Source organism: Schaalia georgiae DSM 6843 (genome assembly GCF_000429245.1).
GTDB classification, from domain to species: domain Bacteria; phylum Actinomycetota; class Actinomycetes; order Actinomycetales; family Actinomycetaceae; genus Pauljensenia; species Pauljensenia georgiae.
The window spans coordinates 12,094-25,153 of sequence record NZ_AUBM01000011.1; the positions used below are offsets into that span (position 1 = coordinate 12,094).

The 13,060-nt window shown below is 71.4% G+C and carries 11 protein-coding genes; all 11 read left to right on the plus strand.

Annotated features, from left to right (window positions below; genetic code table 11):
- The 11 genes from nusA (at nucleotide 1) to G447_RS0106455 (ending at nucleotide 12,781) form a co-directional block, all read left to right on the plus strand.
- Nucleotides 1–1,029 (plus strand): transcription termination factor NusA, encoded by a 1,029-nt coding sequence (nusA, locus tag G447_RS0106405; protein WP_026430463.1) that lies wholly within the window; start codon nucleotides 1–3, stop codon nucleotides 1,027–1,029.
- Between the two features lie 45 nt (nucleotides 1,030–1,074).
- A complete protein-coding gene (locus tag G447_RS12045; RefSeq protein WP_279364824.1) occupies nucleotides 1,075–1,425 on the plus strand; it encodes a YlxR family protein in 351 nt (116 codons plus the stop codon).
- Between the two features lie 73 nt (nucleotides 1,426–1,498).
- Nucleotides 1,499–4,327, plus strand: a complete 2,829-nt coding sequence (gene infB / locus G447_RS0106415; protein ID WP_026430464.1) for a translation initiation factor IF-2 — start codon at nucleotides 1,499–1,501, stop codon at nucleotides 4,325–4,327.
- Between the two features lie 228 nt (nucleotides 4,328–4,555).
- On the plus strand, nucleotides 4,556–5,005 hold the full coding sequence (gene rbfA / locus G447_RS0106420; RefSeq protein ID WP_005867419.1) for a 30S ribosome-binding factor RbfA: 450 nt from the start codon (nucleotides 4,556–4,558) through the stop codon (nucleotides 5,003–5,005).
- An 8-nt stretch (nucleotides 5,006–5,013) separates the two neighbouring features.
- Entirely contained in the window at nucleotides 5,014–6,012 is a 999-nt protein-coding gene (truB, locus tag G447_RS11195; RefSeq protein ID WP_034476595.1) for a tRNA pseudouridine(55) synthase TruB, read from the plus strand.
- Nucleotides 6,009–6,998, plus strand: a complete 990-nt coding sequence (locus G447_RS0106430; RefSeq protein WP_026430465.1) for a bifunctional riboflavin kinase/FAD synthetase — start codon at nucleotides 6,009–6,011, stop codon at nucleotides 6,996–6,998. Before truB ends, G447_RS0106430 begins: the two co-directional genes overlap by 4 nt.
- Nucleotides 6,999–7,158: 160 nt before the next feature.
- Nucleotides 7,159–7,428, plus strand: coding sequence for a 30S ribosomal protein S15 (gene rpsO, locus G447_RS0106435; protein WP_005867417.1), 270 nt, complete (start codon nucleotides 7,159–7,161; stop codon nucleotides 7,426–7,428).
- A 212-nt stretch (nucleotides 7,429–7,640) separates the two neighbouring features.
- Nucleotides 7,641–10,007: a polyribonucleotide nucleotidyltransferase gene (locus tag G447_RS0106440; protein ID WP_026430466.1), complete on the plus strand. Its 2,367-nt coding sequence runs from the start codon at nucleotides 7,641–7,643 to the stop codon at nucleotides 10,005–10,007.
- A gap of 108 nt (nucleotides 10,008–10,115) precedes the next feature.
- A complete protein-coding gene (locus G447_RS0106445) occupies nucleotides 10,116–11,456 on the plus strand; it encodes a M16 family metallopeptidase (RefSeq protein WP_026430467.1) in 1,341 nt (446 codons plus the stop codon).
- Nucleotides 11,457–11,468: 12 nt separating this feature from the next.
- A complete protein-coding gene (gene dapB, locus G447_RS0106450; protein WP_026430468.1) occupies nucleotides 11,469–12,209 on the plus strand; it encodes a 4-hydroxy-tetrahydrodipicolinate reductase in 741 nt (246 codons plus the stop codon).
- Nucleotides 12,206–12,781, plus strand: a complete 576-nt coding sequence (locus tag G447_RS0106455; RefSeq protein WP_026430469.1) for a GNAT family N-acetyltransferase — start codon at nucleotides 12,206–12,208, stop codon at nucleotides 12,779–12,781. The genes dapB and G447_RS0106455 overlap by 4 nt, the downstream gene beginning before the upstream one ends.
- The last annotated feature ends 279 nt before the right edge of the window (nucleotides 12,782–13,060 follow it).

Genomic DNA, 13,060 nt, shown 5'->3' on the forward strand with positions numbered 1-13,060 from the left:
ATGGAAATCGACATGACGGCACTGCGCATGGTGGAGACCGAGAAGGGCGTTTCCCTGGACACCCTGGTCGATGCCATCGAGGAGGCCCTGCTCAAGGCCTACCACAACATCCCCGGCGCTATCAGCGAGGCCCGCATCGAGATCGACAAGAAGACCGGGCGCGTCACGGTCATGGCCGTCGACGAGGACGAGGACGGCAACCCCATCGGGGAGTTCGACGACACGCCGAAGAACTTCGGGCGCATCGCCCAGGCCACCGCCCGATCGGTCATCATGGCCAGGCTCCGCGACGCCGACGACCAGCGCGTCTTCGGCGACTTCGCCGGCCGGGAGGGGCAGATCATCACCGGCACCGTCCAGCAGAGCAGGGACGGCCATCTCACGCGGGTGCAGATCAGCGACGACTTCGAGGCCGTCCTGCCCGACTCGGAGAAGGTCCCGGGCGAGACCTACCGCCACGGCGACCGCATCCGTGCCTACGTGGTCGGCGTCGAGCGGACCGAGCGCGGCCCCCGCGTTACCCTCTCGCGCACGCACCCCGGCCTGGTCGAGAGCCTCTTCGAGCGCGAGGTCCCCGAGATCCAGCAGGGGCTGGTGAGGATCAGGGCGATCGCCCGCGAGGCGGGGCACCGCACGAAGATCGCCGTGGCGGCCACCCGCGAGGGCATCAACGCCAAGGGCGCGTGCATCGGCCCCGTGGGCGCCCGCGTCCGCGCGGTGATGACCGAGCTCGGTGGTGAGAAGATCGACATCGTCGACTACTCGGAGGACCCCGCGCGCTTCGTTGCCAATGCCCTCTCGCCCGCGCGCGTGACCCGTGTCGTCGTCCACTCCGTCGACAACCGGACCGCGACGGCGATCGTCCCTGATTTCCAGCTCTCCCTCGCCATCGGCAAGGAGGGCCAGAACGCCCGCCTGGCCGCCAGGCTCACCAACTTCCACATCGACATCCACTCGGACACGGAAACGGGGGACGAGGCGACCGCTTCGCGCGTGTCGACACCGGATTCCGTGACCAGTCGCTCATAGGAGTTGGTCAGGGGCCGCACCGCGCGTGGATTAAACTAGGGAACCGTGTCGCAACCATCCGCACCGGGGAGCGCCGCCGCTGGCGGCCCCATCCGGACGTGCATCGGCTGCGGCGAGCGCGGCGCGCGAGCGGACCTCGTCCGCGTAGTCGTGCCCCCAGGAGGCCCCGCGACAGTGGACCTCCGACGCGATCAGCCCGGCAGGGGCGCGTGGATCCACCCCGATCCCGCGTGCGTCCAGGCGGCCCGCAGGCGCCGGGCGTTGGAGCGCGCGATGCGCGCGCGGACCGACACCGGCTCCTCAGTGTGGGTGCAATTGGAGGCGATCGCGAGTCAAGCGGCAAACGCCGACGATCGAGAAACGGAAGCGGGTTGGAAGCTGATGGGCACCCGATGAGTACCCAGCGATGAGCTGCCAGCAAGACGAATAACGCGCCTCCTGCCCGGAGGCGCTTCCGGACAGGAGAAATGTGGCAAAGTTGCGTGTCCACGAGCTCGCCAAGGAGCTCGGAATCACGAGCAAGGAATTGATGGGGCACCTGAAGGAAGCGGGTGAGTTCGTCAAGTCCTCCTCGTCGTCCCTGGAACCGCCCGTGGTGCGGTCCATGCGCGAGAAGTTCGCAGCCGCGAAGCCGAAGGCCGACGCGAAGCCCGCACCGAAGAAGCCCGCCGCCCCCAAGAGTGGTGCGAAGGGCAAGGAGGCCGCGAAGGCGAAGCCCGCGCCGAAGAAGCCCGCCGCACCCGCGGCGAAGAGTGGCGCGAAGCCTGCTGCCCCCAAGCCCGCCGCCGCGCCCAAGGCACCCGCCGCGAAGGCGTCCGGCGCCCCCGAGCCCGCTGCAGCGCCCAAGGCCCCTGCTTCGGGCGCGCAGGGCGGCCCGGCGGCCCCCAAACCGGGTGCGCGCCCCTCGGCGAAGGCCCCCAAGCCCGCGCCGCGTAGGCCGGACGGCCCCCGTCCCGGCGCTCCCCGCCCAGGTGCCCGTTCAGCGGGCCCAAGGCCTGGGAACAACCCCTACGCTTCGAGCCAGGGCATGCCCAGGCCCGGCGGCTCCGGCGGTCCCCGCCCGGCTCCGCCCCGGCAGGGGCGCGGCCAGGGCGGCCCCTCCCAGGGCGAGCGCCCGCCGAGGCCCGGCGCCCCCAGGTCCGCGCGCGGCGGCGCGCCCCGGCCCGGGAGCCGGCCCAACCCCGGGATGATGCCCGGGCAGGCGAACTTCGCGCGCAACGCCGCCGCTGGCGGCCCCGCGCACTCCGACCGCCCTTCGCGCCCCGGGCGCGGCAGGGGCGGGGCCCGCCCGGGAGGCGGTGGCAACGGCCCGTCGGGCGGTTCCACCGGTTTCGGCGGTCCCCGCGGCGGACGCGGCGGTGGACGCGGCGCGACCCCGGGCGCCTTCGGGCGCGGGGGAGGGCGCAACCAGCGCGGGCGCAAGTCCAAGCGCGCGAAACGCCAAGAATACGAGCAGCAGAACGCGCCCGTCATCGGCGGCGTCTCCATCCCGCGCGGCGGAGGGGCCCAGATCCGCATCCGGCAGGGCGCCTCGCTGGCGGACCTGGCCGAGAAGATCAACGTCAACCCCGCTGCCCTGGTCACGGTGCTCTTCGCGCTGGGCGAGATGGCGACGGCCACGCAGTCCCTGGACCAGGACACCTTCGAGGCCCTGGGGGCCGAGCTCGGCTACGACATCAAGGTCGTGTCCCCGGAGGACGAGGACCGCGAGCTGCTGGAGTCCTTCGACATCGACCTGGAGGCCGAGGAACTCGAGGACCTGGAGAACATGGCTCCGCGCCCGCCGGTCGTCACCGTCATGGGCCACGTCGACCACGGCAAGACGAAGCTGCTGGACGCCATCCGCCACACCGACGTCGTCGACACCGAGTTCGGCGGCATCACGCAGCACATCGGCGCCTACCAGGTGAAGGTCGACCACGAGGGCCGCAAGCGCCCCATCACCTTCATCGACACCCCCGGCCACGAGGCGTTCACCGCCATGCGCGCCCGCGGCGCGCAGGTCACCGACATCGCGATCCTGGTGGTCGCGGCCGATGACGGCGTCATGCCGCAGACGGTCGAGGCCATCAACCACGCTCAGGCGGCCGACGTCCCGATCGTCGTGGCCGTCAACAAGATCGACAAGGACGGGGCGAGCCCTGACAAGATCCGCTCCCAGCTCACCGAGTACGGCCTGGTCGCCGAGGAGTACGGCGGCGATGTCATGTTCGTCGATATCTCGGCCAAGCAGCGCAAGGGCATCCACGAGCTGCTGGAGGCCGTGCTGCTGACGGCGGACGCCGCCTTGACCCTGGAGGCGAACCCGACGACCGACGCCCGCGGCGTGGCCATCGAGGCGAACCTGGACAAGGGCCGCGGCGCAGTCGCCACCATGCTCGTGCAGCGCGGTACCCTGCGCGTCGGCGACTCCCTGGTGGTCGGCTCCTCCCACGGGCGCGTGCGCGCCATGTTCGACGACACGGGCAAGGACGTGTCCGAGGCGGGCCCGTCCACCCCGGTGGCTGTGCTCGGTCTGACATCCGTGCCCCGGGCGGGCGACTCCTTCCTGGTGGCGCCCGATGACCGCACTGCCCGCCAGATCGCCGACAAGCGCGAGGCCGCCGAGCGCCAGGCGCTGCTGGCCAAGCGCCGTAAGCGCGTGTCCCTGGAGGACTTCGACAAGGTCCTGGCCGAGGGCGAGGTCGACACCCTCAACCTGGTCATCAAGGGCGACGTGTCCGGCGCCGTCGAGGCCCTGGAGGACTCGCTGCTGCGCATCGACGTGGGCGACGAGGTCGCCCTGCGGATCATCCACCGCGGCGTCGGCGCGATCACGCAGAACGACGTCAACCTGGCGACGGTGGACAACGCCGTCATCATCGGCTTCAACGTCCGGCCCGCCGAGCGGGTGGCCGAGCTGGCCGATGCCGAGGGCGTCGAGATCAAGTACTACAACGTCATCTACTCGGCGATCGACGACATCGAGGCCGCTCTCAAGGGCATGCTCAAGCCGATCTACGAGGAGGTGGCGCTGGGAAGCGCCGAGATCCGCCAGGTGTTCCGATCCGGCAAGTTCGGCAACATCGCCGGCTCCATCGTCCGTTCCGGCACGATCCGGCGCGGCGCCAAGGCCCGCCTGGTGCGCGACGGCGTCGTGGTGGCCGACGACCTGGAGATCGCGTCCCTGCGGCGCGAGAAGGACGATGTCACCGAAGTCCGCGAGGGCTACGAGTGCGGTATCACCCTGGGTTACAAGGACATCGCCGAGGGCGATGTCATCGAGACCTGGGAGATGCGCGAGAAAGCCCGCGACTGAGACAGCGGGCGCACGCAGGGGCGGGGGCCGGTTGCGGTCCCCGCCCCTCGCGCGCGGCGGGGGGCTTCCGTCGGCGCGTGCGTTGCGTGCCCTGAGCGGTGCCGGTTCCCCTTCCTGCGCCCGGTTCCCGGCGGGGCCGGGCGCCGTCCCGCGCCCCGGGCCTCCATCTCGTACCATTGGGCGAGGAGTCGGCGCGCCCACGGGTGCGCCAATGATGCGGAGGTTCCCATGGCAGACGAAGCGCGCGTGCGCAAAGTGCAAGAACGTGTCCTGCAGACGGTCGCGTCCATGATCGGACGGCGCGTCAAAGACCCCCGGCTGGAGTTCGTGACGATCACGGACGCCCGCGTCACCGGGGACCTGCAGCACGCGTCGGTCTTCTACACCGTTTACGGCGACGAAGCTGCCAGGGCGGGGGCCGCCCGCGCCTTCGAGTCGGCCGGCGGCCTCTTCCGCTCCCAGGTGGGCAAGGTTCTGGGACTGCGCCTGACCCCCACCCTGGAGTTCATCCCCGACGCGCTGCCCGAGTCGGCCGCCGCCCTCGAGGGCGCCCTCGCTGCGGCCAAGGCCAAGGACGCGACGATCGCCGAGCGCGCCCAAGGCGCCTCCTACGCCGGGGAGGCCGACCCCTACCGCCACGACGACGAGGACGGGGAAGGCCCCCGCGGGGAGGACTGAGCGAGGCGATGGCCCGCAGACCCGACAGCCCCCGCCCCGGCCTCGTCGTCATCGACAAGCCGCAGGGCATCACCAGCCACGACGCCGTCTCGCGCGTGCGCCGTGCCGCCCGCACCCGGAAGGTGGGCCACGCGGGCACCCTCGACCCGATGGCCACGGGCGTCCTCGTCGTGGGCATCGGGAAGGCGACGAAACTGCTCACCTGGGTGAGCGGCGACACGAAGTCCTACGAGGCGACGATCCGCTTCGGCGCCTCCACCCGCACCGACGACGCCGAGGGCGAGACCACCAGCGCGCCCGGGTGCGCGGAGCTGGACGCCGCTGCCCTCGGGGCCGCGCTGGAAGGGCTGCGCGGGAACATCATGCAGGTGCCCTCCGCGGTGTCCGCGATCAAGGTCGGCGGCCGGCGCGCCTACGCCCGTGTCCGCGCCGGCGAGGAAGTCGAGCTGGAGGCGCGCCCGGTGCGCGTCGAGCGCCTCGATCTCATCGGAGCCCCGCGCCCCGCCGCCCTGCCCGCGCGCGACGGCGGGGGAGGGGGCGTGCCCGTCGTCGACGCGGACATCGTGGTCGAGTGCTCCTCGGGCACCTACATCAGGGCCCTCGCGCGCGACGCCGGGGCCGCCCTGGGCTGCGGCGCGCACCTGGTGCGCCTGCGACGCACCCGGGTGGGACGCTTCGGGATCGGGGACGCGCTCACACTCGAGCAGTTCGAGGCCGGTGCCTGCGGCGCCCCCGAGCGGCCCACCGTGCCCCTGATCCCCCTGGACGATGCGGCCCGGGCGATGTTCCCGGTGATCGACCTCGACCCGCGCGAGGCGGCAGCGCTCGCCCACGGACAGGCGCCCGCCCGCCGGAACCTCCCGGACGGCTCGGGGCCGCTGGCCGCGACCGCGCCCGACGGACGGGTCGTGGGACTGGTGGCGCGCAGCGGCGACCGATTGAGGGCGTTGACCGTGTTCTTGGGACCGGGCGCAGAAGGAACAGCGGGAGAAGGGGCAGCCGAATGAGAATCTGGCGCACACTGGCCGAGATCCCGGGCGCGCAGCGCTCAGTCGTTACCATCGGGAACTTCGACGGCATGCACAACGGGCACAAGAAGGTCGTCTCCACCTGCGTCGAGCGCGCCCGCAGGCGCGGCGTCGACGCGGTCGCCATCACCTTCGACCCGCATCCGCTGCAGGTCCACAAACCCGAGGCCGGGGTCCAGCTCATCTCGCCCCTGCGCGACCGCCTCGACGCGATGGCCGCCGCCGGACTGGACGCGGTGCTCGTGGCCCACTACGACGTGAACCTCTACTCCCTGGAGCCCGACGAATTCGTCCAGGAGTACGTCGTCGACCGCATGGGCGCCGTCGAGGTGGTGGTCGGCGAGGACTTCCGCTTCGGGCGGGCGAACGCCGGGACCATCGACACCTTGCGGGAACTGGGGCGCGGCCTCGGTTTCGACGTCGTCATGGTGACGGACATCGAGGCCCCCGAGGGCCGGCGGTGGTCCTCGTCGTGGGTACGCTCCCTGCTGGCCGAGGGCGATGTCGCCGGGGCTGCGCGCGTGCTGGGGCACCTGCACCGCATACGTGGCACCGTGGAGCACGGTTTCAAACGGGGCCGGGCGCTGGGTTTCCCCACGGCGAACCTGGCCAGTGGGATCGAGGGCGTCGTCCCGGGCGACGGGGTGTACGCGGGCTGGCTGGTGCGCAACGTCCCGGGCACGCTGAGCGCCGAGTTCCTGCCCGCCGCCATCTCCGTGGGGACCAACCCGCAGTTCGGCGCGACGGAGCGCACGGTCGAGGCGCACGTCCTCGGGAGGAGTGATCTCAACCTCTACGGGGAGCGGATCGCCGTCACCTTCGTGTCGCGGATCCGCCCGATGCTCGCGTTCTCGTCGCTGGAGGAGCTGCTCGCCCAAATGGACGATGACCTGCGACAAACGGCATCGGTCCTGGGCATCGGCCCCGCCGGGCGCGTTGATCCTGACTCGGTCACGGCGCTCTAGTAAGATACGAGTGCCTTCGCGCGCCCGATGGTGTCCTTCGTCGCAGCCGGGTTGGCGCAATAGTCACACGTGCTACTCTTATTGAGCCGTCGATCGGCCGCGGACCGTCAGCCGCGGGGATCCGCCCCGCCGCCCCGTGCAACGAATTGAGGAGAAGCCTGTGCCGCTGAGCAAGGACGTCAAGGACCAGATCGTCGCCGAGTACGCCACCCACGAGGGCGACACCGGCTCCCCCGAGGTGCAGATCGCACTGCTCACTCAGCGGATCAAGGACCTCACCGAGCACTTCAAGACCCACAAGCACGACCACCACTCCCGCCGCGGCCTGCTGCTGCTGGTCGGGCGCCGCCGTCGCCTGCTGGGCTACTTGGCCGACATCGACATCGAGCGCTACCGCTCGCTCATCGAGCGCCTCGGCCTGCGCCGCTGACCCACCCCGGCCCGGCTCCCCAAGGAGTCGGGCCGCTTTCTCGTGCCGGGCCCGGTGCCCGGCGATCCCGCGCCCGATCGAAGGGCGCACGCCAACCCGCGCGCAAACTGACGGTTTTCGACAGTGGCTCACGGAACCCCCGGTGGCTCCGTGGGCTTCGATCGAAGGCCGAAGTGGAGCGCGACACCAACAAACCAAAGGAGAAACGCCCCATGATGGAAGGCTCTGACATCGTCGCAGCCGAAGCTGTCATCGACAACGGCCGCTTCGGCAAGCGCACCATCCGATTCGAGACGGGCCGCCTCGCCCGGCAGGCCGCCGGTTCCGCGCTGGCCTACCTCGACGACGCCACCACCGTCCTGTCGGCCACGACGGTCGGCAAGAACCCCAAGGACCAGTTCGACTTCTTCCCCCTCACGGTCGATGTCGAGGAGCGGGCCTACGCCGCCGGGCGCATCCCCGGCTCCTTCTTCCGCCGCGAGGGCCGCCCGGGCACCGAGGCCATCCTGGCCGCCCGCCTCATCGACCGCCCCCTGCGTCCCGGCTTCGTCAAGGGCCTGCGCAACGAGGTCCAGGTCGTCGAGACCGTGCTCACCATCGACCCGGACGACGCCTACGACGTCCTGGCCATCAACGCCGCCTCCATGTCCACCCAGATCGCGGGCCTGCCCTTCACGGGCCCCATCGGCGGCACCCGCCTGGCCCTCGTCGACGGCCAGTGGGTGGCCTTCCCGCGCTGGAGCGAGCTGGAGCGCTCCGTCTTCAACATCGTCGTCGCCGGGCGCATCGTCACCAAGGACGACGGCTCCGAGGACGTCGCCATCATGATGGTCGAGGCCGGCGGCGGCAAGAACGAGTGGGAGCTCATCCAGGCCGGGGCCACCGCCCCCACAGAGGAGGTCGTCGCCGACGGCCTCGAGGCCGCCAAGCCCTTCATCAAGGCCCTGTGCCGGGCCCAGCTCGAGGTCGCGGCGAAGGCATCGAAGGAGACCGCCGAGTTCCCGCTGTTCCTGGACTACACCGACGAGGAGTACGCCGCCGTCGAGGAGTGCGTGGGCGGCAAACTGGCCGAGGCCCTGCTCACCGAGGGCAAGCTCGCCCGCGACGGCGCCGTCGATGCCGTCAAGGAGGAGATGCTGGCCGCGCTCGCCGAGCGCTTCCCCGAGGGCGAGAAGAACCTCAAGGCCGCGTTCCGCTCCCTGGAGAAGCAGACGATCCGCGCGCGCACCCTGCGCGACGAGATCCGCATGGACGGGCGCACCCCCCGCCAGATCCGCTCCCTGTCCGCCGAGGTCGAGGTGCTGCCCCGCGTGCACGGCTCCGCGCTCTTCCAGCGCGGCGAGACCCAGATCCTGGGTGTGACGACTCTGGCGATGCTGCGCATGGAGCAGCAGATCGACAACCTGTCGCCCGTCAACTCCAAGCGCTACATGCACCAGTACAACTTCGCGCCCTTCTCCACCGGCGAGGTGGGCCGCGTCGGCTCGCCCAAGCGCCGCGAGATCGGCCACGGCGACCTGGCCGAACGCGCCCTCGTCCCCGTCCTGCCCACGCGCGAGGAGTTCCCCTACGCCATCCGCCAGGTCTCCGAGACGATGGGCTCCAACGGCTCCTCGTCGATGGGCTCGGTGTGCGCCTCCACCCTGTCCCTGCTGCAGGCGGGCGTTCCCCTGCGCGCCCCCGTCGCGGGCATCGCGATGGGCCTGATGACCGGCGAGGTCGACGGCCAGCCCAAGGCCGTCACCCTCACCGACATCCTGGGGGCCGAGGACGGATTCGGCGACATGGACTTCAAGGTCGCCGGCACCCGGGACTTCATCACCGCCCTGCAGCTGGACACCAAGCTGGACGGCATCGACTCCCAGCTGCTGCGCGCCGCCCTGGGCCAGGCCCGCGACGCGCGCCTGGCGATCCTCGACCTCATCAACCAGGCCATCGACGGCCCGGACGAGATGAGCCCCAACGCCCCGCGCATCATCACCGTGAAGGTCCCCGTGGACAAGATCGGCGAGGTCATCGGCCCCAAGGGCAAGATGATCAACCAGATCCAGGACGACACGGGCGCCGACATCACCATCGAGGACGACGGCACCGTGTACATCGCCTCCTCCGACGGCGCCTCCGCCGAGGCCGCGCGCACCACGATCAACCAGATCGCGAACCCGCAGATGCCCGAGGTCGGCGAGCGCTTCGTCGGCACCGTCGTCAAGACCACGTCCTTCGGCGCCTTCGTGTCGCTGACCCCCGGCAAGGACGGCCTGCTGCACATCTCGCAGGTGCGCCGCCTCGTGGGCGGCAAGCGCATCGACTCGGTCGATGACGTCCTGCAGGTCGGCCAGCAGGTCGAGGTCGAGATCAACGAGATCGGCGACCGCGGCAAGCTCAGCCTTCACGCCGTCATCGACGGCGAGGCGGGCGACCTGGAGGCCCCCGCCGAGTCCGAGCGCTCCGAGCGGCGCGAGCGCGCCGAGAGGCGTGACCGTTCCGAGCGGCGCGAGCGCCGTCCCCGCACGCGTACCCGCCGCCGCCGCGAGGACGAGTCCGAGGCCACCCGCGAGGAGGGCGCCTCCGACGAGTGAGCGGGCGCGACGCCACGCTTTGAGGGGTGTGGGGCGGACACCGGTCCGCCCCACACCCCGTTCCCCTTGGGCCTCCTGGCGGGAGGCCGTCGACCGACTAGGAGTCTCATGCCCCCCATCGCGCTTCCGCTCACTCCGGACGCCGCGTCCATGTCCTTCGACGACGGCGACACCCGGATCCGCCGGTCGATCGGGAGCACCGGCGTCAGGGTCCTCACGCAACAGGTCCCGGCCGCCCAATCGGTGAGCGCGTCCCTGTGGGTGCCCGTCGGCTCGCGCGACGAGGACCCCGTCCGCGCGGGATCCACGCATTTCCTCGAGCACCTGCTCTTCAAAGGAACTGCCCGGCGCTCGGCGCTCGACATCGCGGTCGCCTTCGACTCGGTCGGCGGGGAGTCCAACGCCGAGACCGGACGCGAGCACACGGCGTACTGGGCGCGCGTGCGCGACGCCGACCTGGGCACGGCGATCGACGTCCTCGTCGATATGGTGACGGGCTCCGTATTGGATCCCGCGGACTTCGACACGGAGCGGGGCGTCATCCTCGACGAGCTCGCGATGGGGGATGACAACCCCGTGGAGGTCGTTCACGACGCCTTCCAACTGGCGGTCCACGGCGATACGCCCATCGGCCGGCCGGTCGGCGGAACCGCCGACGCCATCCGCGCGGTCGGGCGCGACGACGTGTGGGAGCACTACCAGTCGAACTACGGGTGCCCCTCACTGATCGTCGTGGCGTCCGGCAACGTCGACCACGACGAGCTCGTGGAGCGCGTCGATGGGGCGCTGGCCGCCTCGCAGTGGTCGACCGCGCCCCGCCCTCCGCGCCCCAGGCGCCCCACCAGCGCTCCCGAGGGCGCGGGCAGCGCGGGGGAGGGCGTTGTCGAGCGCCGCCGGGACGTGGGCCAGGCGCACGTGGTCCTTGGATGCGAGGGCCTGCGGGCCACCGACGAGGAGACGCCCGTCATGCACGTCCTGTTGTCCGTGCTGGGTGGGTCGATGTCCTCGCGCCTCTTCCAGGAGATTCGCGAGAAACGGGGCCTGGCCTACACGACCTACGCTTTCGCCTCCCCCTACTCCGACACGGGCTCCTTCGGCATGTACGCGGGCACCAACCCCGGGTCGGTCTCCGAAGTGGAGGCCATCATGCGCGCCCAACTGGAGGATCTCGCCACCCAGGGCCCCACTGACGAGGAGATGGCCCGCGTGCGCGGGCAGGTCCGCGGAGGACTGGTCCTGGGCCTCGAGGACAACTGGTCCCGGATGATGCGCCTGGGGCGCTCGGAGGTCATGGGGCGCTACCGCGTCGTCGAGGAGACACTGCGCGACATCGAATCCGTGGACGCCCAGCAGGTGCGCTCCCTGGCCTCCCGCTTGGCGGCGCGACTGAGGGCGCGGGCCGTCGTGCTCCCGCGCCAGTGGGAGCACGCCACCACCCACACCCACTAGAAGGAGAACATTGTGAAACGCGTTGCTGTGATCGGAGCCTCCGGGCGCATGGGGACCGCAGTGGTCAAGGCCGTCGGGGCCTGCGCGGACATGGAGGTCGTGGCGCGCCTCAACGGGGGCGACACCATCTCGCGCGAGTCCCTGGGAGGGGCGGATGTGGCCGTTGAGTTCACATCCCCCGCCTCGTCGGAGCGCAATGTCCACGCGCTGCTGGACGCGGGCGTGGACGCCGTGGTGGGCACCACCGGCTGGGACGACGACGCCTACGCTCGGGTGCGCGCCCACGCCGAGGAGGCCGGGCGCTCGGTCCTCATCGCCCCGAACTTCGCGATCGGGGCCGTCCTAGCGATGCGCTTCGCCCAGATCGCAGCACCCTTCTTCGAGTCCGCCGAGGTCGTGGAGATGCACCACCCGGACAAGGTGGACGCCCCCTCGGGCACCGCAATCGCTACGGCCCGCGGCATCGCGCGAGCCCGCGGGGCCGCCGGCCTCGGGGACGTGCCCGACGCCACTGAGTCGGACCCGCACAGCGCACGCGGGGCCAGGATCGACGGCGTTCCGGTCCACGCGGTGCGCCTGCGGGGGCTGACGGCCTCTGAGGAGGTGCTGCTGGGCAACCCCGGGGAGCAGCTGGTGATCCGCACCGACTCCTTCGACCGCGTCTCCTTCATGCCCGGCGTGCTGCTCGCGGTGCGCAGTGTCTCCTCCAGGCCCGGCCTCACCGTGGGCATCGAATCGGTGATGGGCCTGTGAACGGTGGGAGCGGGGAGCCCCCCCCCCACCCCGACACGTCCGTCCGCCCCGCCGTGCCCGGGGACGAGCGCGCTATCGCCGCCCTCCAGTGGGGGGCGTGGCGGGCCTTTTTCGGCGGGGAGGAGCTTGCGGCGCAGGGGCTGAGCGAGGAGCGGCTGCGGGCCGGGTGGGAGTCGGCCCTGTCCTCCCCGCGCCCCGCTTCCGCAGCGCTGGTGGTGGCCCTCCACGGCAGCAGCATCGTCGGATTCGCCCTGGCCGGCCCGGACGACGAGGCGGGCGCTGCCGGTGGCCCGTCGGGCGTTGTCCGGGGTCAGGAGGGTGGGGCCCCTGCCGCGGTGGCCACTCAGATCTACGAACTCGTCGTGGATCCGCGTTTCGCCGGCTTGGGCCACGGATCGCGCATGCTGGCCGCAGTCGCCGACCTCGTCGGCGGGGCGATGCGGGTGTGGATCGATGTTTGCGACGAGGCCCGTCAGCGTTTCTTCTCCTCAGCGGGTTTCGCCCCCGCCGGGGCAGGACGCGCCATCGGCGACGGGCACACGCAGCACCTGTGGTGGGCGCGAGCGGAATAGGCCCGTGCCCGCACCCGGCATCCGGGGCGTTCGAGGGGATCCCGCGCGGGTTCCATGCTATTCGCAGTGCCCCGTCCGAAGGAACCATAGGTGCCCATGTGGAACGCCAGCGTTGACCATGCTATTCGTGGTACACCGTCCGAAGGAACCACACAACCCTTGCACCACGCCACAGGACTTGCCCGCGCGCATGGGAATGGGCAACGAGGCATTGGGGCTTGGTTTTCCGTTTCGAGTGCAGTGGTGCGGGGGGTGGGTTGGCGGCCCATGGGTCCTGAG